Below are 25,568 nucleotides of genomic sequence, written 5' to 3' on the forward strand. Positions count from 1 at the left end.
TTATCCTACCTTTCGCAAAAGTTCACTTATCATCTTAATTTCATTTTCATCTTTATGATTATCTTTTTCTATACCACTGCTGATATCCACTATATATGGTCTTGTCGTTCTTATCGCTCTAATAATATTTTGCTTATTTATACCACCAGCCAAGATAAATTCACCTGTAAAATCCTTAAGTAAATCCCAATTAAAACTCTTTCCTGTACCACCAGCACTATCTTTTACATAAGCATCAAACAAAATCATATCGGCAATACTTTGTTTAGCTCTTTCTATATCAACAATATCTTTTACTTTTATCGCTTGCCAAATCGGTAAATCAAGTTTATTTTTCAATACTTTGATAAATTCATTATCCTCATCACCATGTAATTGAATGATATCTAAAGGAACTTTCTGAGCTATCTCTTCAATTTGTGCTAGCGAAGCATTGACAAAGACACCGACTTTTTTAATTTTTTCATCTAAATTTTTAGCTAAATCATTCACTGTTTGCATACTTACTTGTCGTTTACTTTCAGCAAATATAAAACCTACATAATCTGGAATATATCTATTTACGATAGCTATATCTTCTATAGTTTTCATACCACAAAATTTTACTTTAGGGCTTATCTTCTTTCCATATAATTCATTAAGTGCTAAGACTTTATCTTTAGCCCTCATAAAAGTTTCACCGATAAGCACTGCTTGCACTTGATGAACTCTTAATTTTTCTATATCATCTTTAGTTTTTATGCCACTTTCAGAAACGAAAATCACATTTTCAGGCACTAAAGACCTTAATTTTAAACTATTTTCTACATCTACAGTGAAATCTTTTAAATTGCGATTATTCACACCGATAATTCTCGCTTGTATCTTCAAGGCTCTTTTTATCTCATTTTCATCATGAGCTTCTACTAAACAAGATAAACCTAATTTTTCAGCTAAGGTGAAAAATTTCTTAAGCGTTTCATCATCTAAAATCGCACAAATCAATAAAATCGCTGAAGCTCCCAAAATTTTAGCTTTATAAATCTGATATTCATCGATAATAAAATCCTTACACAATACAGGAATACTGACATTTTGAGCAATTTCTTGTAAATATTTATCTTCACCTAAAAAATAATCTGGCTCTGTGAGTACAGAAATAGCACTTGCTCCTGCTAATTCATATTCTTTAGCGATAGTTAAATAAGGAAAATCCTGAGCTATAATTCCCTTTGATGGTGATGCTTTTTTCACTTCACAGATAAAATTTATATCTTGTTTCATCAATGCTTTTTCTAAAGGAAAATCTCTATTTTGAGGCAAAGCTTCTGCTTCTTGTTTTAGCATAGCTAATGATTTTATCTGTTTTTGTTTAGCTATATTGATTTTTCGTTTCTCTACAATTTCATCTAAAATCATTTAACATACCTCATTTGAATATTTGATAAATCGTTCCAGCTGATATTTAGCTTTGCCTGTATCTATCGTATCTTTGGCTATATTGATACCATCTTGTATAGATAAACCATCTTTTGCTAAATAAATACTCATGCCAGCATTTAATAATACTGCATTGCGTTTTGCCCCCAAAGTCCCTGCCAGAATATCCCTTGTGATTTGAGCATTTTCATTTTTATCTCCACCAACTAATTCAGCTGAATTTGCATATTCCATGCCATAATCTCTAGGATCTAAAGTATATGTCTTTAATTTTTTATCTTTGATTTCACATACTAGCGTTTTATTACAAGCTGTTATTTCATCTAAACCATCATAACCATAGACAACAGCACCTCTTTTTACACCGAGATTAGATAATACTTTCGCTAATGGCTCTACTAATTCTTCTTGATAAACGCCCATCAATTGTCGATTAGCATTTGCAGGATTAGCAAGTGGCCCTAAAATGTTGAATACTGTTCTAATACCTAGTTCACGTCTAACGGGACTAGCATACTTCATAGAGCTGTGATACTTCGGAGCGAACATAAAGCACATGCCTATTTCATCTAGCATCTTTTCATTCTGCTTAGCATCTAATTCTAATTTAGTGCCTAAAGCTTCTAAACAATCAGCTGCACCGCATTTACTAGATACACTGCGATTGCCATGTTTAGCTACTTTTATACCACTAGCTGAAATTACAAATCCTGCTGTAGTTGAAATATTAAATGTATTTGCTTCATCTCCACCTGTGCCGACTATTTCAAATAAATCATCTTTATAATCTATGCTTTGAGCTTTTTCTCTCATGACTTGAGCAAAAGCTGTTATTTCGTCTATTGTTTCGCCCTTTAATCGCAAAGCAGTCAAAAAACTAGCAATTTGAATATTGCTCGCTGTTCCACTCATGATTTCTTGCATGGAAACTATAGCCTGCTCTGTTGTTAAATCTTGTTTATTGCTCAATTGATATATTGCTTGTTTTATCATTTTGACCACCTCGTATATCCAGAAAATTTTGAATTAATTTCTTGCCGTTATCACTTAAAATCGATTCAGGATGAAATTGCAATCCATAAATAGGATATCTTCTATGCTCTATCGCCATAATTTCACCATCATCAGTAGTTGCTATTATCTTTAAATCTTCGCCTAAAGTTTCTCTTTTAATCGCTAAAGAATGGTATCTTGCTCCCATAAATTCTTTATCTATCCCCTTAAATAAAGGCGAATTTTCTCTTATCTTTAATTTAAAGGCTTTACCATGAACTACTTCTTTAGCATAACTTACGACACTGCCAAAAACTTCGGCTATGACTTGATGACCTAAACAAATCCCTAAAATCGGTATCTCACCTTGAAAAGCTTTCACGATTTCACCACAAATTCCAGCTTCACTGGGTTTACCTGGCCCTGGAGACAGTACAATATGACTTGGATTTAGTTTTTTTATCTGCTCTATATTTAATTCATCATTGCGAATGACTTTTATCTTTGGATTTATTGAACCAATTAATTGATATAAGTTATACACAAAACTATCATAATTATCTACTAACAAAATCATATGTTTCCACCTCCTGTGCCTTTGTAATTGCCTCTATCATTGATTGGGCTTTATTTATCGTTTCTTGGTATTCATTTTCAGGTATGCTATCTTTGACTATTCCGCCACCTGAACGAACAAATACTTTACCTTGTTTTGCCACTGCCATTCTTATACCTATGCACATATCCATATTGCCTGCAAAATCGATATATCCCACGGCACCACCATAAATACCTCTTGGACTTTTCTCTAATTTATGAATGATTTCCATAGCTCGTATTTTTGGTGCACCAGATAAAGTCCCTGCTGGCAAAGTAGCTACAATAGCATCTAAAGCATCACAATCATCTTTGATTTTCCCTTTTACTGTAGTTGTTATATGCATCACATGCGAGAAAAACTCTACCTTATGCATATTTTCTACTGTTACTGAATTGAATTTACTGATTTTACCGATATCATTTCTGCCCAAATCCACTAGCATATTATGTTCTGCCAATTCTTTTTCATCACTTAATAATTTTGCTTTTAATAAATCATCTTCTCGTTCATCTTTACCTCTTGGCATCGTGCCAGCTATTGGAAAAGTCTTTAATTCTTTATCCTCTAATTTTATCAATGTTTCTGGTGAAGCCCCTGTCAGCTCTATTTGCTTAGAGCTTAAATAAAACATATATGGCGAAGGGTTTATCGTTCTAAGCATACGATAAGCATTTAATAGACTTCCTGAAAAATCTGCTTCTATGCGATTAGAGATTACAGCCTGAAAAATGTCGCCTTCTTTGATATAATGTTGTGTCTTTTTCACTACATCTATATACTCATCTTTGGTAAATTCTCGTTTAAAATCAGATAATAATTTCCCTGAAGGTATTTCTTTTTCTTTGCCATAAATAATGAGTTTTGCTAATTTTTCTAAATCATCAATTGCTTTAGCATAATTAGCTTCTAAATCATCAGTTTTTATATTCACAATTAAAATTATCTTTTTCGTATAATGGTCAAAAGCTATTACCTTATCAAATAACATTAAATCTACATCATTGAAAGAAACTTCATTTTCATTGATTTTTTTATCTACAAAATCCAATTTATTTTCTTGATAACGCAGATATTCATAAGCAAAATATCCTACTAAACCACCAGTAAACGACGGTAAATATTCAAATTTAGGGCTTTTATATGCTTTTAAAATCTCTCTAATCTCTACATTTGGATTATCCGTCTTAATTTCTTGTATTTTATTATTAATAGCTTTTCTTATCTTCAATAAATGATTTTTACAACTAATCTCTAAAGAAGGATTAAAACCTAAGAAAGAATATCTGCCCCAATGATGTGTATTCTCTACACTTTCAAATAAATACACATTATCACTGATATTTTTCAAGATTTTCAACACTTTAATCGGTGTTGTAAGGTCAGCAAATATTTCTTTACTCACTGGCACTATTTTATATTCTGTTTTTATTGCTTCTAATTCTGCCAGAGTCGGTTTGTACATATTTTAATCCTCCTTTATAAATCCAAATAAAAATACCCGCCCTTGAAAATAATTTCAAGGACGGGTATATATATTTCTATATAATTAAATCACTAAAATTATATATTATACTCTACTCGCGGTACCACCTTGTTTGAGCTAATGCTCCTCTTTGCAGGATACTAACATATCCCTCACAGTTAACGCTTGTGTCGCGTTGCAGAATACTAAGATTATCTCTAATCTGTTGACTGCACCCTCAGTGGTCCATTTAATATGCTGCGTACTATAGGCTCTCAGCTCCCCTACTCTCTGTAAGTGCATTTCATATTTTTATCTCCACCTCATAGGTTTCATTAAGGCAAGTATTAAATTTTTAAATTGATTTGCTCATATTATTACACATTCAAAAAAAATTGTCAACAATAAATTGTAAACTTTACACAAGAATAAAAGCGATAACCACCGATATTTTTTTATGGTATAATAAACATACAAATTTTCACTTTGGAGTAACTTGATCATGAATGATGATAAATGGCAACGAACCGTTGCTAAACGAAGAAAACAACGTCGTGCACAAAATTTATTAGCTTGCTTTATAATCTTTTTTATTTTATTAATCTTATCATGTGCCGGTGGCTATTATTACTATCAACGCACACATTCTCCTGAATACACTTTAGAAGAATTACAAACAGCCTTTGAACATCGTGACATCAACACTATTCATAAATACGTTGATTTTAAAACATTATTACCACCAAATTATAAAATCTTAACTAATGATATCTTCACCAACGATAAAATCTATACAGAAAAAGAACATAGTATTTATCAAACTTTTTATGCTCTTATCGAGCCTATTATTGTTGATGGTACTATCCAAAGCATTGATAAATACATTCAAACAGGCAATTGGCAACGTTTCAATTATGACTCTATGCTTAAAGGTCGTCAATTAGGCATTGATTATACTGAATTAATCAATCGCTCTTTATTGTTTAATATTAATTTTAAAGAAGTTAAATCCATTGAAATGACCGATGATACTTCTGCAATAGCCACAATTTTAGTCGCTGATAAATATACAGATACAGATTTTAATTTAAAATTAAAATTGACTAAAAATGATGACAATATTTGGCAAGTTGTCGAAGTAACTAATTATCAAGATTATTTGACTTTAATTTCTAATCTTTATCGCCAAGATATAAATACTTATTTAACAAATACTAAAGCTGATTTAGATAGAAATAATGCCCAATTTAAACAGTTACAAACTGAATTTACTGTACTTGCCGAAAACTTTAAAACAAATCCCACATCAAGTCAACGAGCATTATTAAAGTCCTTTATTGATAACAAAATCGTACCAACATATCAAGATTGGTATAATTATTTACAAAGTTATCAAATACCAACAGGAGCTCGCCATTTACATGAATTACGCATGGAAAGTACAACATATACTATTCAAGCATGGAAGGCTTATGCTATCGGTATTCAAGATAATAAACCAAAAGATTTAGCCAAAGCCGAAAGATTAAATCGCAAAGCTTTAGAAACAGAACAAAAAGTTACAGATACAATTAATAATATGCCTGCTTTATTTATGCCGACAGTTGATTGATTTTAAACTTCGTTTAAGCAAAATAATTTTTCTAAAAAATTGCAAATAAAAAGGAGTACAAATTTATTGTACTCCTTTTTATTATTTCTTCTTGTACCTCAGACAACAACTACCATCACTTAGCCATGGCTTCTACTAATACCTTATTTTCTTCTTGAGTCAAAGGATATTTAGAGACACCATTTTCTATAGGTTTTACATACGTACAAGAATCCTGACGTCCAAAAATAGAAGAGAATATTACACCATTATTTTGATTATCAAGTAGAGCTACAGCGTAACTCAAATCGCCACCCATATCAGCAAAAGCACAAAAACGATGTACAGCTACTTTTTGAATAGATTTAGAAAATAACGCTTTCATCTCTGCATAATCTGCATCAATTTTATTATTTTTTACTACAAGTTCATTCATTTGAGCAATATTATCAGCGATGATATCTCCTAGATTTTCACCTGTTGCACCATTTACCAATGAATTATAACGTTTTTTAGCTTTGCTCAATTTTACAAGCATCACTATTGATAAAATTATTAATAAAACTAATAAAACTACGATTACAGTTAAAATAATTGCTAAATTATCTTGAAATATCTGATTTAGCATTGAAAAATCCATAAATATTCCCTCCTAAATTCAGCTAAAAAAGAATTTATTTATTCCATAAAAATTATCTTTTTTAACGTGCAACATTATAGCATTCATGTTTTTATTTGTAAAATAAAAGACATTTTTATTAGATATTAAAATCCTTGATAATTCTCGCTTTTTTCACCGAAGGATTTTCTTGTTTTTCTATCAATAATTCAACTAATCTAGCTAAATCATCGTCATTGTAAAATTCAATTTCTATACGAGATTTTTTCTTACCCTGCTTTATGTTAACATTCGTTCCCAATATCTGTTTTAAACGTTCTTGCACATCATTTAAATACATCTTAGCTTCTTTTACTTGTTCAATCTGCTCAATGACATTATCACCTGCTAAGACTTTTTTAACTAAAGCTTCAGCCTTTCTAGCAGATAATTCTTTTTCACTTATTAAATTAGCTAATTTTACCTGAAGCGTTTCATCTTCTATCGCTAAAAGCGGTTTTGCCTGCCCCATATTAAGTTTATTATTTACTAATAATTGCTGTACCTCTTTTGCCAAATTTAACAAACGAACAAAATTAGCAATATATGAACGACTTTTTCCTACTTTTTGTGCTACTTCTTCCTGCTTTAACTTAAATTTATGTAATAATAATTGATATCCATTTGCTTCTTCAATGACATTTAAATTACTGCGTTGGAGATTTTCAATTAAAGCTATTTGAGCTACCTTATCATCATCATAATCCTTCAAGATAATTGGCACTTTATCCAATCCTGCCATCTTGGCAGCTCGAAGACGTCTTTCCCCTGCAATTAATTCAAATTCATCATTATCATTTATACGCACAATTAGAGGCTCAATTATACCGTACTCTTTTATCGATTTTGCCAATTGAGCTAATTGCTCCATATCAAACTCCTTTCTCGGTTGAAATGGATTTGGTAAAATTTCATCAATATTTAAAAATTCCATGTGTTTCTCCTTAAAAATATTATAATAATTATTTTAACTTATTACTTTTATAAATTCATTATAATTTAAAACTATAATTAATCATAAAAAATTAATTTAACTAATAACAGTATAATTATACTAAAATTTATGATAAAATTCTTATCTAGATATAATTATAAATATAAACATTAAGGGAGATTTTAACATGCCAAAATACAACGCTGCTTTAATGTCTATTGATCCTAGTGAAACTAGACGCTACGCTGGACTTAATAAAGCTCCTAATTTCAACAATAAAACTATTTTAGAAGCTTGTCGTGAAGTTTTATATATCTCTGAACCTAAAGGCATTTGGGAAATATATGACTATGATGCCCAAAATGGTATTGTTCTTGCCGATAAACCATTTAAACTTGAAGGTAAAAAAGTCACTAAACATCTTTGCCGAGCTACTAAAGTCGCTATAATCGCTGTTACTATCGGAGAAACTGTAGAGGAAGAAATCTCCCGTCGTTTTAAAGATGGAGAATATACACTAGCTGTTTTAATGGATGCTGCCGCTACTACAGCTGTCGAACATGTCGCTGATGGTGTTGAACAGGCCATTGACCAAAAATTTAATATGCAAGGACTAGTTCGCCGTTGGCGATTTAGCCCAGGATATGGAGATTGGCCTATACAAGCACAACCTGAAATGCTCCGTTTAGCTAAAGCTCATGAAATAGGTATCAGCCTCACTTCATCATTGATGCTTACACCGCGAAAATCCGTCACTGCAATCATTGGACTTATACCTAAAACGCAAGATGTCGAACCTGAAAAACAATCTTGTAAATATTGTCCAAATCCTAATTGCAATTTCCGCATAAAACCTTTTGATCCTGAATTGTTAAATAAAAATTCATGATGATAAATAAATCCATTTCATTTTTTGCTTAATAAAAATTTCTAGGAGGTATCTTCTATGATACATATATTTGATGGTGCTACTGGCACTATGTTACAAAAATCTGTATTAAAACCAGGAATGTGCCCTGAATTATTAAATATCGAAGCACCTGAAGCTATTCAAAATGTTCATCGTGCCTATGTAGAAGCAGGCTCAAATATTGTTGAAACAAATACATTTGGTGCATCTCGTATCAAATTAAATGAATATAACTTAGGCGATAAAGTAGAAGCAATAAATATCGCTGCTGTAAAAAATGCCAAAATCGCCACTGCTGGCAAAGCAAAAGTAGCCGGTTCTATGGGCCCTACTGGTGCTTTTATTGAACCTTTAGGCGAATTAACATTTGATGAAGTCTATGCAAATTACTATGAACAAGCTAAAATTCTAGCTGATGCTGGTGTTGATTATATCCTCATTGAAACTTGTATTGAAATCCAAGAAATGCGTGCTGCTCTTCTCGCTGCTAAAGATGCTTGTGATTTACCTGTAATCTGTCAATTATCCTTCAGTGAAGATGGCAGAACAGTAACTGGCACAGATCCACAATCAGCTGCTATCATCTTAGAAGCTATGGGGGCAGATATTATCGGTGCCAACTGCTCTTTAGGCCCTGAACAATTAGTCCCTATCATAAAAGAATTAGCCGATAATTGTTCTTGCCCTATCAGCGTACAAGCAAATGCAGGTATGCCACATTTAGAAAATGGTCAAACCATCTTCCCACTCACTCCAGAAGATATGGCTAAATGGGCACCAAAACTTGTAGAAGCTGGTGCAACTTATATCGGTGGTTGCTGTGGAACAACGCCTGCTCATATCAAAGCGATTAAAGAAGCTTTAGCTGATGTATCAGAACCTATCCGCAAAGCACCAAATCCTAATCTTGCCCTTGCCAGCCGTTCAAAAACTGTATTTATCGGCAAAGATTTACCTACAAGATTAATCGGCGAACGCATCAATCCTACTGGTCGTAAAAAATTAGCTGAAGAAATAAAAAACGGTTCATTTATCTCTGTAAAACGTGAAGCTATCGAACAAACTCAAGCTGGTGCTCAAATCCTTGATGTAAATATGGGTGTTGCTGGAATTGATCAAGCGAAAGCTATGCACAAAGCTATCACTGAAATCTCTCAACTTGTAAATACACCTCTTGCCATTGATACAAGCGATGTCAAAGCATTAGAGGCAGGACTAAAAGCATATCCTGGTAGAGCACTCATCAATTCTGTAAGTGCAGAACCTGATAGACTAAAATATTTCATACCATTAGCTAAAAGATATGGTGCTGCAATCTTATGCTTGCCATTATCTGATGAAGGCATTCCTAAAACAGCAAAAGAACGTCTCGCTATCGCTCAAAAAATCATTGCTGAAGCTAAAGCTCATGGTTTAAAAGACAACGACTTTTTACTTGATGCCCTTGTAATGACTATAGCTGCCGATAAAAATGCTTGTAATGAAGTATTAAATACTTTAAAACTTTATCGCGAACATATTGGTGCTCCTTCCACTATGGGACTTAGCAATATATCCTTTGGACTTCCAAATCGTCCTCTTATCAATAGCACATTCTTCACTATGTGTTTAGCCATGGGATTAGATGCTCCAATCATGAATCCTTATGATGACTCCATGCAAAATGCCTTGAGTGCTTCTAATGCCCTTTTAGCTAAAGATCCTAATGGTCGTGATTACAGTCTTAATCATTCCGGTCAAAATATCCCTGTAGCCAAAGCTAAAAATGCAGTATCTAGCGGTGATATTATCGAAGATATCAAATCCGCTATAATCAGTGGGGAAAAAGAATCCATCGCTCAAATGGTAGAACAAGCTTTAAATGAAGGGCATAAACCAAATGAAATTACAGATAAAGCTTTAAGTGCCGCCATGAATGTTGTTGGCAAAGATTTCGGTGCGAAAAAAATCTTTTTACCACAAGTTATGTTATCCGCTGAAGCTATGCGTGAAGCTTTCATCAAAATCAAAGAACGTATTCCAGCTGATAGTGTAAGTAATAAAGGTACTATCGTCATTGCTACTGTAAAAGGCGATATCCATGATTTGGGTAAAAATATCGTATCAGCACTTTTAGAAAATAATGGTTTTAAGGTTATTGATTTAGGTAAAGATATCGATAAAGAAGAAATTATTAAAGCAGCTATAGATAATAAAGCCGATATGATTGGTCTATGTTCTTTGATGACAACTACTATTACACAAATAGATGAGGTTATTGCTGAGTTAAATAAAAGTGATTATTCTACTAAAGTTATGATCGGTGGTGCTGTAGTAACTCAAGAATATGCTGATAACGTTGGTGCAGATGCTTATGCTCCTGATGGCGTGGAAGCTGTAGAACTTGCTAAAAAACTTATTAATAAGTAAGATTAAAATTTATAAATTAGAATGATTTAAGATAATTGAATAAAAAAAATGCAGAGCATAAGCTCTGCATTTTTTTATTTTTCTTGTACAAAGACAAAATTTTTTTTTATAAATTCTACAAATTTACGCGAGGCTAGTGACATTGTATCCCAATTTTGCCATGCTAAAGCTACGTTGCGTTCAGGATGCTCTTTTATTGGTCGAATAGCTAATCCTTCTTCAAATCCGTTTAAAACTAAACTATACATAGCAGATATCCCTAAACCTTGTTTTACCATAGCTAAAATCGAATAATCATCATAAACTTTATATTCAATCTGTGGCTCTAATTTGTAGTCAGCAAAAGCGTGCATGATCACACTATGACGACCTTCATCTAACAAAATAAAAGACTCCTTAGCTAACTGGGCTAAAGATATAATCGGCCAATTTGCTAATTTATGATGTTTAGGCAAGACTGCCATCATTTCATCTCTATACAAAAATTCCATATTGATACCAGAGACTACATCACTATTCACAAAACCAAAATCAATCTCCCCATGTAAAATCCATTTTTTTATACTTGTATATTCACCTTGTTTTAAAACAAAATTAACTGTAGGATATAAAACCTTAAAACTCTTCATCAATTGTGGCAAAATATTTCTACTCACACTTGTAAAAGTACCGATGCGAATAGTACTATGTTCTAAGCCTTTCATTTCTCGTTGTTTTTGCTTTAATGCAAGCTCAGCACTAAAAATCGCTTGTATGTATGGATAAAAGGCTTTTCCATCATCAGTAAGTGTTATACCATCTTTTTTTCGATCAATTAAAATAGTTCCAAGTTCATGTTCTAAAGTTTTAATACTTTGACTTACAGCACTTTGCGAATAACCTACTTTTTTAGCTACTTTAGTAAAATTTCCCGTTTCAATTACTTTGCAAAAAATCCCATAACGTGAAACCATTTTTTCATTGCACCTCATTAGTTTTTCTTATGCAATCATTATAAATATTCGTTTTCTTAATGTAAATATAACTGCTATAATATCTATACTAAATACATATTTATAAACAAAATTAAGATGGAGGAAATCATTATGAATGAATTAGATATTGCTGACGATGTTTGTTCAATAAACAATATCTCTGAGAAAAAACAAGCTTTTAAAGATGGTATACATGATGCTGTTCCTATTGCTTTAGGCTATCTAGCTGTTTCTTTTTCTTTGGGAATTACTGCTAAAAATGCAGGATTAACAGCGTTTCAAGGTTTTCTAACAAGTTTTCTTGTCAATGCTTCGGCAGGTGAATATGCAGGTTTCACTTCTATTGCTACAATGGCCACTTACATAGAAGTATTTCTCGTTATTTTAATCGCTAATTCTCGCTACTTAATTATGAGTTGTGCCTTAAGTCAAAAATTATCGCCAGATATTCCATGGTATCAACGTATTCTAATCGGCTTTGACATCACAGATGAATTATTTGCTATATCCATCGCTAGACCTAATTATTTAAATCCTTTTTATTACTTTGGTGCAATGTTCATCACTATGCCATGCTGGGCAGGAGGTACAGCACTTGGAATTATTGTAGGCAATCTATTGCCAGTCCAATTAGTGAGTGCATTTAGTGTAGCCTTATATGGAATGTTTCTAGCTGTTATTATCCCACCGGCACGAAAAAATAAAGTAATCGGTGTATTTGTTATCATTAGCTTTATTACTAGTTATTTATCCACTTATCTTCCTTATATTTCTGAATTATCCAGTGCTACACGCATCATTATTTTGACCATAGTATTATCTTTGATCGCTAGCATTTTATATCCAATAAAAACAAAGGATGGTGAACAAAATGTCTGAGGTATATATATACATTTTAGTCATGGCTTTAACAAGCTTTGCCATTCGTGTTTTACCACTTACATTAATTCAAAAAGAGATAAAAAATCCACTTATAAAATCATTTCTTTACTATGTTCCTTATATTACATTAGCAGTTATGACTTTTCCTGCTATCATCGAAGTGACACAAACTCCTATTTCTGGAGCTATCGCTCTTGTCATTGGCATCATACTTTCATGGTTTGGTGGTAATTTATTCCAAGTGGCTTCTTCTTGTTGTTTATCTGTATTTGTTGTAGAACTTTTACTTTTATAATTTATGTACAAAACCCCTAGATTAATAATCTAGGGGTTTTATTTTTCATTAAAGAGAAATCACTTCTGCTAAGTGTCTTAATTCTTCTGGATATTCTTTTTTATTTGTAATAGCATCATGTAAATCAATACAAACAATTTTGCCACGTTGCATGCCAAATGCAATATTATGAAGTCCAGAAATAGCTGCAAGGGTTGCTTGTTCACCTAAAACGCTTGCAAATACACGATCATTAGCTGTTGGTGAACCACCACGTTGAACTAAACCTAAAACAGTCAAACGTGTAGAAATGCCTGTTCTAGCTTCTAATTCTTTAACTAGTTCTTGCATATCGCCAGTACCTTCAGAAGCTAAAATTACTAAATAAGATTTACCTTCATCATGTAATTTTTGTACTTTATTAATAATTTTTTCTTTATCATATTCTTCTTCTGGTACAATGACCATATTTCCACCACCAGCAACTGCTGAGTATGTAGCAAGCCAACCACATTTATTGCCCATTACTTCAATAATAAATGTACGACGATGTGCTTTTGCAGTATCACGGATTTCATTAATTGCTTGCAAAATAGTATTTACAGCTGTATCTGTACCAATAGCATAATCAGTTCCCCAAATATCATTTTCAATAGTAGCTGGAATACCAATTACAGAAAAGCCTGTTTCACGTTCAAATTCTTCTGCTCCGCGTAAACTACCATCACCACCGATGACAATTAAAGCATCAATATTGTGTTTCTTTAGATTTTCATAAGCTAATTGACGACCTTCTTTTGTGCGGAAACGCTTACAAAAACTTGTACCCAAGAAAGTACCGCCACGCTGGATAATATCAGCTACAGATATAGAAGTTAATTCTTCCATATTATCATCAACTAAGCCTCTATATCCATCATAAACACCCCATATACGCACATTATTATTAATTGCGATCCTAACAACAGCTCTAATAGCCGCATTCATCCCTGGTGCATCTGTACCACTTGTTAATACAGCAATATTTTCTACTGACATATAAAAACCTCCTTAAAAATGAAACAACATCTTTTATTTATTTTATTCGCTAAATGATAACTAATCTCCTTGTATATTCTGTAAAAAGTACATCTACAAATAAACAATATTATTACCTAGCTTGACAACTTATACTTTAAAATGATAAATTTTAGTTAACAATCTGTGTAACTGACGGAAGTGGAGTTAACCACATGAAGCACAGAATTTATCTAGCCGACCGTCTGGGCAACAAATCTAATAGTATTATATTTATTTTACAGGAGGAATATCGTAAATGAATTCTATGGAATTAAAATACGGATGTAACCCTAATCAGAAACCTGCTCGCGTTTTTATGAAAGATGGACAAGATTTACCTTTCACTGTTTTAAATGGCCGTCCAGGTTATATTAATCTTTTAGATGCCTTTAATAGTTGGCAATTAGTTCGTGAATTAAAAGAAGCTACAGGTCTTCCAGCTGCTGCATCTTTTAAACATGTAAGCCCTGCTGGTGCTGCTGTTGCTGTTCCTTTATCCGAAACATTGAAAAAAATGTATTTTGTTGAAGGTGTTGAACTCACACCTATGGCTACAGCATATATTCGTGCTCGTGGTGCAGACCGCATGTCTTCCTATGGCGATTTTGCTGCACTTTCCGATGAATGTGATGCTGCTACAGCTCGTTTCTTAGCTCGTGAAGTATCCGATGGTATTATTGCTCCATCTTACAGTGCTGAAGCTTTAGAAATCTTAAAAACAAAACGTAAAGGTAATTATCTTGTAATTCAAATGAACCCTGATTACAAAGCACCTGAACTTGAAACAAAAGAAGTTTTTGGCGTTACTTTTGAACAAAAACGCAATGATATTAAAATCACTGAAGAATTATTCAATAACATTCCTACACAAAATAAAAATATCACAGATGAAGCAAAACGCGATTTACTTATTGCTTTAATCACATTAAAATACACTCAATCCAACTCTGTATGCTATGCTAAAGACGGACAAGCTATCGGTATCGGTGCAGGTCAGCAATCCCGTGTACATTGCACTCGTCTTGCTGGTAATAAAGCAGATATTTGGCATTTACGTCAAGCTCCTCAAGTATTGAACTTACCATTCAAACCAGATGTTCGCCGTCCAGACCGCGATAATGCAATTGATGTATATATCTCCGATGAATATATGGATTTACTCGGCGGCGATGATTGGAAACGCGTATTCACTGAAAAACCACCAGTATTCACTAAAGAAGAAAAAGATGCTTGGCTCGCTCAGGTAAAAGGTGTATCTCTTGGTTCTGATGCATTCTTCCCATTCGGTGATAATATCGAACGTGCTCATAAATCTGGTGTAGAATTTGTCGCTCAAAGCGGTGGTTCTATCCGTGATGATAATGTTATTGAAACTTGCGATAAATACAATATGGCAATGGCATTTGTAGGAATTCGTTTATTCCATCATTAATTTTAATAAATAGAATTATAATGAATATTAATCTTTTTTATTCAATATGTATTCTAATTTTAATAAGTATTTTTTGTATATTTTTTCTTAAATTATATAAAAAAACAAACTCATTAAAAATATATTTGATTTTACTTACACTCATTAGTCTAAACTTATATTATTCTAGTCATTCACTAATTGTACCTTATCCAGATACATTACCACTAAAAGAAACTATCAATATGACTGATAAAGAAATTGTTTATACTATTGTCAAACAAGAACTATCTTATCATAAAAATAAAAGTCTTTTTGCTAATGGTAAAATCTTTGATTATAAAGATATATCTGTATATAGTGTACCTAATGAACCAACTATATACCTTGTAGTATTTTCAGTTCAATCAGGTGATGATGATTTTTGGCTGCCCGGTAATGGGACTAAACAAGAAAACAATTGGATTATTAATAAATCAAATTATATGCAACTTATTAAAGAAAAAGATTATTATCGTCTTATCTCTATAGGGACAGGATTATAAAAATGGCACTAACTATGTTAGTGCCATTTTTTTATTTATAATACTTATCTTTATATAAATCTACATTCATTTTATACATATCTGCTCGATAAGATGCCAATGAATATTCAAATGGAATATCATTTTGATTATATGCAACCGTTGTTATATATAATAATGGAGCATTTTCCATAATACCCAATAAATCAGATAAATAAGGGTCAGCAACTGTTGCATGAATTTGACGATTAATATGAGCAATCTCTATATTATATTTTGTTTTCAGAGTATCGTATAAAGAATTTTGCTCTAAATCTTCATCAATTAAACCCTTACATAATTTCACAGGTATAAAAGTTTTAACATAAACTATAGGTTTATCATCGGCATAGCGCAAACGTTCAAGACAAATAACTTTATCTTTTTCTATTAGCTTCAATTTTTCCATAACTTCAGCAAAAACATCTATTTCTGATATAGATAAAAGCTTCGTTTTAGGCTTTAATCCATAATATTGCATCTCTTGATTATATGTTTGGATTTTTTGAATAAAATCTCCAGCAATTTTAGGACGAGTAACAAATGTCCCTTTTGATTTAATTCTATTTAAATAACCTTCATGTACTAATTCTAAAAACGCTTGTCTAACTGTCGGTCTTGAAACATTTAAATATGCGCATAATTCTTCTTCTGGTGGAACTAATTCACCATCTTTTAAGCTATTATCTTCAATATGCTTTATCATAAAAGTTTTTATTTGATAATATAGCGGAATAGGAACTGTTCTATCTATTTTTAATTGTTCATATATCGAATTCATTTATAATCTCCTTTCAAAAAAATTATAAAATATTAACTATCTTTTATCAATAAGTTATTATATATTGACTTAATTTTGTTATTTTGTTATTATGTAATTACATAATAACAAAGAAAAGAGCGATAACTATGAATAAATTTAGTAAATACTTTGATCACACATGTTTAAAACCTTATGCTACTAGAGAAGATATGGCTAAACTTTGCGAAGAAGCTAAAAAATATGATTTTATGATGGTAGCTATCAATTCTACACAGACAAAATTATGCAAAGAACTTTTAACAGGAACTGACATTCATGTAGGTGCTGCTATTAGTTTTCCTTTAGGGCAAACTACAATTGAAACTAAAGTCTTTGAAACTAAAGATGCTATTGCAAACGGTGCAGATGAAATTGATTATGTAATTAATATTACAGAATTAAAAGAAAAAAATTATGATTATATCAAAGAAGAAATGACTCAAATAGTAGATGTTTGCAGAAAACATAATGTAATTTCTAAAGTTATTTTTGAAAATTGCTATCTTACTGATGAAGAAAAAATTAAATTATGCGAAATAGCACTTGAAGTAAAACCAGACTTCATCAAAACTTCTACAGGCTTTGGTACAGGTGGCGCTACAGTTGAAGATGTAAAACTCATGAAAAGCATTGTCAAAGACACAGTAAAAGTAAAAGCCGCTGGTGGAATTCGCGATTTAGATACTTGCTTAAAAATGATTGAAGCTGGTGCTGAAAGAATTGGCACATCTTCTGCTATAAAAATCACAGAAGCATACAATAATAAATAATTAGGAGCATACCTATGGGTAAATACTTACCAGCTCACGACTTAGGAACATCTGGAAATAAAGCTACTTTATTTTCTACAGAAGGGCAACTCATCGCTAGTTGCACATATAATTATGATGTTTATTACTCTAATAATAACTGGGCAGAACAAAATCCTAACGATTGGTGGCAAGCTGTCATAGCTACCACTAAAACATTAATAAAAAATATTAATCCTAAAGATATTTTAGCTATATCCTTTAGTGGCCAAATGATGGGTTGTGTCTGTGTAATGAAGATATGTGTGCTATTGATAATATAACTACTTGTGGTGGCTCTTACAAAGATAGTGATAATATTAATTTTTAACTATATTAAATAAAAAACTGCACTTAAAGTGCAGTTTTTTTGATTTTAAAATTTCTTCAATCTCTATAAATTCATTATCTAAAAATACACATATTTTCTTTAATTTAACTCACAAATTGACAATATTGTTAACACTAAGTATAATTATTAGCTATGTGTGTATTTATATAAGATATATGTACATAATAAATTCATCGAAAGGACTATTTTTATCTGTATGAACACTTCTTCTCAACACCAAAAATCAATGATTAATACTATAATTGATGGTATCGCTGGTATATTTTTACCCATTGTCAGTTTACTAAGTGCCGCTGGTATCTTAAAAGGTATTATTGCTGTATTAATCGCCACAGATGTACTAATTAAAGAAAGTGATAATTACCTTGTTTTAAATGCCATGGCTGACAGTTTATTTTACTTTTTACCCATGTTATTAGCCTATACATCAGCTAAAAAATTTGGTGCTAATCCCTTTACTGCTGTCGTTATTGCAGGTATTTTCCTTTATCCTTCACTAAATCATATCTTAGAATCTAGTCAAACTGTAGAATTCTTCCATATTCCTTTAAAAGGTGTTACATACCATTCTAGTGTTATCCCTATTATTTTAGCTTCAGCATTATTAACTTTTGTTGAAAAATTTTTAAATAAAATTTTCCCTGATATGGTAAAAGGGTTTTTGACACCTCTTTTGTGTATTATCTTTGTAGGATTTGTAACATTATTCTTATTTGGCCCTATTGGTATGGTTATAGGTGATTTTCTCGCTAATATCTATGAATATATCTATAATTTTTCCCCAATTATTTCAGGAGCGTTATTAGGCACAGTCATTCAACCAATGGTAATCTTTGGTTTCCACTGGAGTTTTATTTTAATCGGTATGAATAATATTGCTGTATTGGGTTCAGATACAGTTTTAGCCTTAATGGGACCTGCTGTATTTGCTCAAGCTGGTGCAGGACTTGCTGTATTCTTAAAAAGTAAAGATACGAAATTTAAATCTATTTGCGCATCTTCTATTTTATCAGCATTATTTGGTATCACTGAACCAATTATGTTTGGTGTAAATTTACCTCGCAAAAAGCCTATGATAGCCGTATGCATCGGTGGTGGTATTGGTGGTGCTATCGCTGGTTATTCAGGCGCTAAAGCTATTGCTTTTGCCTTTCCTAGTCTAGCTTCTCTTCCTGTATTTTATGGCGATGGCTTTCTATTGTATATTTTAAGTGATGTAATTGCTGCCATTATTGCTTTCATCATTGCTTATTGTTTAAAATTTAAAGTTGATTTAGCAAAATAAAAAGATAGTACAAATGTACTATCTTTTTTTATTTTCCAGTTTATCTATATTTTAAACAATTGGATTTCGCTCTGGCGTACCTGCTTTACGCGGATATACTTTAGGTGTTGCTTTTTCTTTTTTGATATAGACAACAGCTCTTTTATCTTCCAATTCAGGGAGTTTTACAGGCATAGATTTAACCAATTTCCCACCTAATACAGAAAATGCTTTTTGTGCTTCTTGTATTTCTTCTTCATATTGACGACCTTTTAAAGCGATAAAAGTACCACCTTGTTTTACAAAAGGCAGACAATATTCACAAATGATAGGTAATCTAGCTACTGCTCTTGCTGTTGCTAAATCAAATTTTTCACGATATTTTTTATTTCTTGCTGCTTCTTCACTACGTGCATGGATTACTTCTACATCTTTTAAGCCCAATTCATCAACTACAAGTTGTAAAAATTTCACACGTTTATTCAAAGAATCAAGTAACGTCAATTTTAATTCTGGACAAAATATCTTTAATGGAAGTCCTGGAAAGCCTGCTCCTGTCCCAACGTCAATAAGACTTACCTGTCCTGTAAATAATTCTTTTTGATAACAACTAAGTGAATCTACGATATGTTTTATAGCTACTTCTCTAGGCTCTGTAATCGCTGTTAAATTGATTTTTTCATTCCATTCGATAAGTAACTCATAATATCTGTTAAAAGCGTTTATTTGGTCGCTAGTGAGTTCTAAACCATATTCTTTAGCTACCTCACTTAGATCATTTACAAAGCTCATGCATTTTCCTCCTGTCGACGATACTGCTCTAGATAAACAAGTAATACAGAAATATCTGCTGGAGATACACCAGATATACGACTTGCTTGACCTATGGAAATTGGTCTTATTGCGTTTAATTTTTCTCTAGCTTCATCGCGAAGGCTAGATACTTCATCATAATTTATATCTTCTGGTAATAATTTTTCTTCAAGTTTTTCCATGCGTTCAACTTGTTCTAATTGTTTTTTGATATAACCTTCATATACCAAAGTAATTTCTACTTGTTTTTTCACATCTTCACTTATTTCTGGAAGCTCTACGATATGTTTTAAATCATCATAGCTGATTTCTTTACGTTTTAATAAATCCGCCGCTGTAACAGTATTGTGAATAGAGCCTAATTCAAATTCCTGCATCTTCGCTAGAGTTTCTTTATTTGGATGAATGCGAATCTCACTCAATAATTCAATGGTATTTTTAATGCTATCGCGACGTTTTACAAAGCGAGCATAACGTTCATCAGACACTAAACCAACCTGACGGCCTTTTTCTGTTAAACGTAAATCAGCATTGTCTTGACGTAAAAGCAAACGATATTCTGCACGAGAAGTCATTACACGATATGGTTCATTAGTACCTTTAGTTACTAAATCATCAATTAAAACGCCAATATATCCATCAGAACGTTTTAAAATCAAAGGTTCTTTTCCTTGAATTTTCAAAGCGGCATTGATACCAGCAATAAGACCTTGTGAAGCTGCTTCTTCATATCCAGATGTACCATTTGTCTGCCCAGCTGAGAAGAAACCGCTTATTTTCTTAAATTCCAAAGAAGGTTTTAATTGTAATGGATTGATGCAATCATATTCGATAGCATAACCAGGACGCATAATTCTCACATTTTCCAAGCCTGGAATAGTGCGTAAAAATTCCATCTGTACATCAATAGGCATACTTGTAGACATACCTTGTACATACATTTCTTCAGTATCTAAACCTTCCGGTTCAATAAATAATTGATGACGTTCTTTATCTGGGAAACGCACAATTTTTGTTTCAATAGATGGGCAATATCTAGGGCCTACACCAGTGATAATACCATTTGCCATCGGTGCACGTTCAATATTGTCTCTGATGATTTTATGAGTCTGTTCATTTGTATAAGTTAGCCAACAAGGAACTTGTTCACGAGTTTTTACATCGCTCATAAAAGAAAAATTATGAACTTCATCATCACCAGGTTGAATTATCATTTTGGAAAAATCTAAAGAACGACGGTCTACACGAGCTGGTGTACCTGTTTTAAAACGCATGAGTTCAACACCAGCTTTTAATAAGCATGAAGATAATTTTATAGCTGCTCTTTGACCATTTGGACCTCCATCATATGTATTTTCACCAATGATAATACGTCCTTTTAAATATGTTCCAGAAGCAAGCACTACAGCCTTACAAGTATAAACTTCACCAGTTTCTACTACCACACCTGTTACCTTATTATCTTCAAATAAGATTTCATCTATCAATAATTGTTTTACATCGAGATTTTCTTGCAATTCACAAGTATGCTTCATTGTATTTTGATATAATTTTTTATCTGCTTGTGCTCTCAAAGCCTGTACAGCAGGGCCTTTACCAGTATTGAGCATACGATATTGAATACAAGTTTTATCAGCATTTACACCCATTTCTCCGCCTAAAGCATCAATTTCACGGACTAAATGACCTTTAGCTGGGCCACCTACAGATGGATTACATGGCATCATTGCTATATTATCCATATTCAAAGTTGTAAGTAAAGTATTACAACCCATACGAGCACTGGCAAGAGCTGCTTCTACGCCAGCATGACCTGCACCAATAATAATTACATCATAATTGCCTGCAATAAACAAAAAAATTCCTCCTATTTCAAACTATATCGTTTTATTTACCTATGCAAAATTGACTAAATATCTGGTCAATAATATCTTCATCTACTGTATCGCCTGTTATTTCTCCCAATTTTTCCCAAGCAGAGCGAATATCTATGACAATAAAATCTTCTGCCATATCCATTTCAATAGTATTTAGACAATCCTCTAAATATTTTTGTGCTTCTTTTAATGCATTAGCCTGACGCACATTATTTACAAAAATGCCTTCAGCTTGTTTTACTGTACCACTATACACGCGATTTACAATCTCTTGCTCTAATTCTTTTATACCATCATTGTTGAATGTAGATATCTGCATATATTTAAAATTGCCCTGCAAACGCTGTTTCAAATCTTCTATATCTAATACACAAGACAAATCATTTTTAGTAAGTAAAACTATGCCTTCTTTACCTTGTAATAAATTAATGATTTCTTCATCTTCTTTTGTTAAATCAGAAGATGTATCAAATAAGGCTAAAATTAAGTCTGCCTTTTGCACATAAGACATGGATTTTTCTACACCAATTTGTTCTACTTTATCTTCTGTTTCACGAATACCAGCTGTATCTATAATCTTTAAAGGAACTCCACCGATATTTGCATACTCTTCTAAACTATCTCTTGTAGTCCCTGGAATATCTGTTACAATCGCTCTATCTTCACGCAAAAGCGTATTTAAAAGGCTGGATTTACCTACATTTGGCTTACCAATGATAGCTGTTACTAAACCATCACGCAATATTCTACCAGTATTAAACGTAGATAACATCTCTTCTATGCGATTTTTTATATTCGTTACTTTTGCACTAGCCTCATCTTTGGCTACTGCTTCAATATCATCTTCTGGAAAATCTATGGAAGCTTCTAAATGAGCAATAACTTCTAAAATATCATGACGCATTGCTTTGATTTCATCAGAAAATTTACCTTGAAGATGACCTGCTGCCATGCGAAGCGAAGCATCTGTTCTCGCTTTTATGATATCCATTACTGATTGAGCTTGTGATAAATCCAATCTACCATTTAAAAAAGCTCGTTTTGTAAATTCTCCCGGTTCTGCCATTCTAGCACCATTTTGCAATGCTAATTCCAAAATACGACGTACAACTAAAGCTCCGCCATGACTTTGAATTTCCACCACATTTTCTTTCGTATAAGAATTTGGTGCCCACATTGCTATACATAAAGCCTCATCGATGACATTGCTATTTTCATCTACGACTTTGCCATATACTACTTTGTGACTTTCAAAATTTTCTACAGTCAAATCCTTTTTAGCACATTTAAATAACTTACTAGCAACAACGCCAGCATTTTCACCACTAATACGAACAATACCAATTCCGCCTTCTCCCGGTGGTGTAGAAATTGCTACGATAGTGTCATTTTCCCCAAAATTTTTCATTAAAAATCCCCCAATTAGACACAAAAGGACTGCCCCAAATAATATAAACAATTGGAAACAGCCCTTTCACAGCTTTATTTTCACTATTAAATTACTAAATCTTCATTTTTGTTATGCTTAATATCCACGACAATTTTACGATGAGGTTCAACACCATCACTATAAGTTATGATATCAGCATAATCTTGAAGTGCCATATGAATTATTTTTCTTTCATGGCGATTCATTGGCTCTAAAACTACTTTAGTGCGATATTTTCTAGCTTTATTCGCTAATCTTTCTGCCAATTGACAAAGTGTTTCTTCGCGACGTTTACGATAATTTTCCACATCTAAAACAATGCGAACTCTTGCACCTGTAACATTTTTATTAGCAGCCATATTTGTTAGATATTGCAATGAGTCAAGTGTTTGACCATGTTTACCTATCAATACACCTAAATCATCACCGATAAGATTGAATTTATAATTTATATCTTCTTCTACGCATTCAATCTTGATATCTTTGTGCATGGATTTAAAAATCTTCTTTAAAAATTCTTGACCTTTTTCTAGTGGTGTTAATTCTTTTTCAGTAGCTCTAATCTTTGCTTCTCTAGCACCGATTAAACCAAAAAAGCCTTTTGAAGGTTCTTCCAATACTTCAAAAATAACACGCTCTTGAGGTAAATTCAATTGACTCAATGCCAATTTCTTTGCTTCCTCAATATCTTTACCAGTTACTTCAATAACTCTTGCCATATATTATGACCCCTTTTTTGCAGAAGTATCTTCATGTCTATACATCCACCACTGCTGCAATATCTGCATAATATTATTGACAATCCAATAAATAACCAAACCAGCCGCAAAATTACAACTGATCCATCCGATAAATAAAGGCATCACTACAGACATAATCTTCATCTGCATTTGCATCTGTGGAGAACTAGAAGCTGAAGATGTTTGTTTTTGTACTACAAAAGTACTTATTGCTGATAAAACAGGCAAAATGTAGTATGGATCCGGATTAGATAGATTCATAATCCATAAAAATGTTGGATCTCCACCATAATCTATTCTTTGTAATGCATAAAACATAGCCATTAAAAAAGGCATTTGCACTAATAATGGCAAACAACCTGCTAAAGGATTTACCCCAGCATTTTTATAAAGCATACCCATTTCCTGTTGCAATCGTTTTGGATCATTTTTAAACTTTTCTTGAAGTTTTTTCATCTTAGGCTGCAATTCCTGCATTGCCTTCATGGATTTTACCTGTTTTACTGTTAAAGGATAAAAAATCATTTTTATAATAGCAGTCAATACTATAATTGCCACACCATAAGATTCTAAACCTACTGTACTTAAGCAATCATGGAATAAACCTAATATGAATTCTAATAATTGTACAAGTGGATTAAAAATAGAAGAAATAAAATCCAAGTCATCACATCCTATAAGTAAAAATTAAAATTACCAATGAATAATCTATTAATCTACATCAAATCTATTTTACAGGGTCATATCCACCTTTATGAAAAGGATGGCATCGCAATATTCGTTTTATTGCCATCCAGCCTCCGTGAATGACACCATATTTTTCTACCGCAATCAAGGCATATTCTGAACAAGTCGGAATATAGCGACAGCAAGGCGGTTTCAATGGAGATATAAAATTTCGATAAAACAAAATTAAGCCAATGAAAATCCGCTTCACTTTTTCTCAACCTCTTTTTTCAAAATGTTAGCACGCTTACATAGTGAATAAAATGATTTCTCTAAAGCTGTAGACTTCAAATCTACAGCTGCCGCTCTGCCTACAAGTAAGAGACAATAATCATCTTTTATTTCATGACGATGTAATCTATATACTTGTCTGAGTAATCGTTTAACACGATTTCTAGTAACAGCATTTCCGAGTTTCTTACCAGCAGCAAAAGCCACTCTATAAGACGGATGAAATGCTTTACAATAATATATAACCATATTCTTATTTGCTAAAGAACGGCCATAACGATAAATTTTTTGAAAATCACTATTTTCTTTAACAATGATTTTCTTTTGTAAAGTATATTTCATATTACCCTCACTTAGGAAGTTAATCTGAAGTTTATGCTCACAATTTTTTAAGCAAAATACAAAA

At 32.4% G+C, this 25,568-nt stretch carries 26 protein-coding genes and 1 riboswitch; of the genes, 10 read left to right on the forward strand and 16 right to left on the reverse strand.

Translation table 11 applies throughout. The annotated features are described in order from the left end of the window. From trpCF to trpE, 4 genes are read right to left on the reverse strand one after another with little or no spacing between them, the layout of a single operon-like run. On the reverse strand, positions 1-1,398 hold the full coding sequence (trpCF, locus tag Q5I67_RS03110) for a bifunctional indole-3-glycerol-phosphate synthase TrpC/phosphoribosylanthranilate isomerase TrpF (RefSeq protein WP_302486331.1): 1,398 nt from the start codon (positions 1,396-1,398) through the stop codon (positions 1-3). After that, a complete protein-coding gene (gene trpD, locus Q5I67_RS03115; RefSeq protein ID WP_302486332.1) occupies positions 1,399-2,412 on the reverse strand; it encodes an anthranilate phosphoribosyltransferase in 1,014 nt (337 codons plus the stop codon). It lies immediately after the preceding gene. Beyond that, on the reverse strand, positions 2,378-2,989 hold the full coding sequence (locus Q5I67_RS03120; RefSeq protein ID WP_302486333.1) for an aminodeoxychorismate/anthranilate synthase component II: 612 nt from the start codon (positions 2,987-2,989) through the stop codon (positions 2,378-2,380). Before Q5I67_RS03120 ends, trpD begins: the two co-directional genes overlap by 35 nt. After that, entirely contained in the window at positions 2,970-4,475 is a 1,506-nt protein-coding gene (gene trpE / locus Q5I67_RS03125; protein ID WP_302486334.1) for an anthranilate synthase component I, read from the reverse strand. The genes Q5I67_RS03120 and trpE overlap by 20 nt, the downstream gene beginning before the upstream one ends. Before the next feature lie 502 nt (positions 4,476-4,977). Between trpE and Q5I67_RS03130 the strand changes: the two genes are divergently transcribed. Then, the gene (locus Q5I67_RS03130; RefSeq protein WP_302486335.1) at positions 4,978-6,087 is read left to right on the forward strand and encodes a hypothetical protein; all 1,110 of its coding nucleotides are present in this window, start codon (positions 4,978-4,980) and stop codon (positions 6,085-6,087) included. Between the two features lie 115 nt (positions 6,088-6,202). On the opposite strand, the gene Q5I67_RS03135 is transcribed toward Q5I67_RS03130, so the two are convergent. Beyond that, the gene (locus Q5I67_RS03135; RefSeq protein ID WP_296923249.1) at positions 6,203-6,706 is read right to left on the reverse strand and encodes a DUF4446 family protein; all 504 of its coding nucleotides are present in this window, start codon (positions 6,704-6,706) and stop codon (positions 6,203-6,205) included. A gap of 118 nt (positions 6,707-6,824) precedes the next feature. Continuing rightward, positions 6,825-7,658, reverse strand: coding sequence for a ParB/RepB/Spo0J family partition protein (locus Q5I67_RS03140; RefSeq protein WP_296923246.1), 834 nt, complete (start codon positions 7,656-7,658; stop codon positions 6,825-6,827). A 187-nt stretch (positions 7,659-7,845) separates the two neighbouring features. Between Q5I67_RS03140 and Q5I67_RS03145 the strand changes: the two genes are divergently transcribed. After that, the gene (locus tag Q5I67_RS03145) at positions 7,846-8,547 is read left to right on the forward strand and encodes a vitamin B12 dependent-methionine synthase activation domain-containing protein (RefSeq protein WP_302486336.1); all 702 of its coding nucleotides are present in this window, start codon (positions 7,846-7,848) and stop codon (positions 8,545-8,547) included. A gap of 57 nt (positions 8,548-8,604) precedes the next feature. Next, positions 8,605-10,977 carry a homocysteine S-methyltransferase family protein gene (locus tag Q5I67_RS03150; protein WP_302486337.1) on the forward strand — a complete coding sequence of 791 codons (2,373 nt, stop codon included), beginning with the start codon at positions 8,605-8,607 and terminating at the stop codon, positions 10,975-10,977. Between the two features lie 74 nt (positions 10,978-11,051). On the opposite strand, the gene Q5I67_RS03155 is transcribed toward Q5I67_RS03150, so the two are convergent. Continuing rightward, a complete protein-coding gene (locus tag Q5I67_RS03155; protein ID WP_302486338.1) occupies positions 11,052-11,930 on the reverse strand; it encodes a LysR family transcriptional regulator in 879 nt (292 codons plus the stop codon). Between the two features lie 132 nt (positions 11,931-12,062). Between Q5I67_RS03155 and Q5I67_RS03160 the strand changes: the two genes are divergently transcribed. Together Q5I67_RS03160 and Q5I67_RS03165 are read left to right on the forward strand one after the other, a co-directional pair. Further along, positions 12,063-12,830, forward strand: coding sequence for an AzlC family ABC transporter permease (locus Q5I67_RS03160; RefSeq protein WP_296897266.1), 768 nt, complete (start codon positions 12,063-12,065; stop codon positions 12,828-12,830). Then, positions 12,823-13,128, forward strand: a complete 306-nt coding sequence (locus Q5I67_RS03165; RefSeq protein WP_296897268.1) for an AzlD domain-containing protein — start codon at positions 12,823-12,825, stop codon at positions 13,126-13,128. The genes Q5I67_RS03160 and Q5I67_RS03165 overlap by 8 nt, the downstream gene beginning before the upstream one ends. A 48-nt stretch (positions 13,129-13,176) precedes the next feature. On the opposite strand, the gene pfkA is transcribed toward Q5I67_RS03165, so the two are convergent. Continuing rightward, positions 13,177-14,145, reverse strand: a complete 969-nt coding sequence (pfkA, locus tag Q5I67_RS03170; RefSeq protein WP_296897271.1) for a 6-phosphofructokinase — start codon at positions 14,143-14,145, stop codon at positions 13,177-13,179. Between the two features lie 157 nt (positions 14,146-14,302). After that, a riboswitch (ZMP/ZTP riboswitch) is annotated at positions 14,303-14,382 on the forward strand. A gap of 40 nt (positions 14,383-14,422) precedes the next feature. Here pfkA and Q5I67_RS03175 point away from each other — a divergent pair. Together Q5I67_RS03175 and Q5I67_RS03180 are read left to right on the forward strand one after the other, a co-directional pair. Further along, on the forward strand, positions 14,423-15,598 hold the full coding sequence (locus Q5I67_RS03175) for a phosphoribosylaminoimidazolecarboxamide formyltransferase (protein WP_296897273.1): 1,176 nt from the start codon (positions 14,423-14,425) through the stop codon (positions 15,596-15,598). Positions 15,599-15,723: 125 nt separating this feature from the next. Then, entirely contained in the window at positions 15,724-16,122 is a 399-nt protein-coding gene (locus tag Q5I67_RS03180) for a hypothetical protein (protein WP_296922887.1), read from the forward strand. A gap of 31 nt (positions 16,123-16,153) precedes the next feature. Here Q5I67_RS03180 and Q5I67_RS03185 read toward each other — a convergent pair whose 3' ends face one another. Next, positions 16,154-16,921 carry a GntR family transcriptional regulator gene (locus tag Q5I67_RS03185; RefSeq protein WP_278547236.1) on the reverse strand — a complete coding sequence of 256 codons (768 nt, stop codon included), beginning with the start codon at positions 16,919-16,921 and terminating at the stop codon, positions 16,154-16,156. A 128-nt stretch (positions 16,922-17,049) separates the two neighbouring features. Here Q5I67_RS03185 and deoC point away from each other — a divergent pair, with 128 nt between their 5' ends. The 3 genes from deoC to Q5I67_RS03200 all read left to right on the forward strand — a co-directional run bounded on the left by deoC (position 17,050) and on the right by Q5I67_RS03200 (position 19,367). After that, positions 17,050-17,712, forward strand: a complete 663-nt coding sequence (deoC, locus tag Q5I67_RS03190; RefSeq protein ID WP_296922890.1) for a deoxyribose-phosphate aldolase — start codon at positions 17,050-17,052, stop codon at positions 17,710-17,712. 14 nt (positions 17,713-17,726) lie between these two features. Beyond that, entirely contained in the window at positions 17,727-18,014 is a 288-nt protein-coding gene (locus tag Q5I67_RS03195; protein WP_302486339.1) for an FGGY family carbohydrate kinase, read from the forward strand. A 264-nt stretch (positions 18,015-18,278) separates the two neighbouring features. Beyond that, on the forward strand, positions 18,279-19,367 hold the full coding sequence (locus Q5I67_RS03200; protein ID WP_296895774.1) for a PTS transporter subunit EIIC: 1,089 nt from the start codon (positions 18,279-18,281) through the stop codon (positions 19,365-19,367). 51 nt (positions 19,368-19,418) lie between these two features. Here Q5I67_RS03200 and rsmG read toward each other — a convergent pair whose 3' ends face one another. The 7 genes from rsmG to rnpA form a co-directional block, all read right to left on the reverse strand. After that, a complete protein-coding gene (rsmG, locus tag Q5I67_RS03205; protein ID WP_270348867.1) occupies positions 19,419-20,138 on the reverse strand; it encodes a 16S rRNA (guanine(527)-N(7))-methyltransferase RsmG in 720 nt (239 codons plus the stop codon). Further along, a complete protein-coding gene (mnmG, locus tag Q5I67_RS03210; protein ID WP_008539239.1) occupies positions 20,135-22,015 on the reverse strand; it encodes a tRNA uridine-5-carboxymethylaminomethyl(34) synthesis enzyme MnmG in 1,881 nt (626 codons plus the stop codon). The genes rsmG and mnmG overlap by 4 nt, the downstream gene beginning before the upstream one ends. A 31-nt stretch (positions 22,016-22,046) precedes the next feature. Further along, a complete protein-coding gene (gene mnmE / locus Q5I67_RS03215; protein WP_302486340.1) occupies positions 22,047-23,444 on the reverse strand; it encodes a tRNA uridine-5-carboxymethylaminomethyl(34) synthesis GTPase MnmE in 1,398 nt (465 codons plus the stop codon). An 86-nt stretch (positions 23,445-23,530) separates the two neighbouring features. Further along, positions 23,531-24,184, reverse strand: coding sequence for an RNA-binding cell elongation regulator Jag/EloR (gene jag, locus Q5I67_RS03220; RefSeq protein ID WP_302486341.1), 654 nt, complete (start codon positions 24,182-24,184; stop codon positions 23,531-23,533). Between the two features lie 3 nt (positions 24,185-24,187). After that, a complete protein-coding gene (locus Q5I67_RS03225; protein WP_296922702.1) occupies positions 24,188-24,868 on the reverse strand; it encodes a YidC/Oxa1 family membrane protein insertase in 681 nt (226 codons plus the stop codon). A gap of 64 nt (positions 24,869-24,932) precedes the next feature. Continuing rightward, complete coding sequence (gene yidD, locus Q5I67_RS03230; RefSeq protein ID WP_278741404.1) at positions 24,933-25,142, reverse strand: membrane protein insertion efficiency factor YidD; 210 nt, start codon at positions 25,140-25,142, stop codon at positions 24,933-24,935. Then, on the reverse strand, positions 25,139-25,504 hold the full coding sequence (gene rnpA, locus Q5I67_RS03235; RefSeq protein WP_296922709.1) for a ribonuclease P protein component: 366 nt from the start codon (positions 25,502-25,504) through the stop codon (positions 25,139-25,141). Before rnpA ends, yidD begins: the two co-directional genes overlap by 4 nt. Positions 25,505-25,568: the final 64 nt, after the last annotated feature.

This window comes from uncultured Megamonas sp. (assembly GCF_958438645.1).
GTDB lineage: Bacteria > Bacillota > Negativicutes > Selenomonadales > Selenomonadaceae > Megamonas.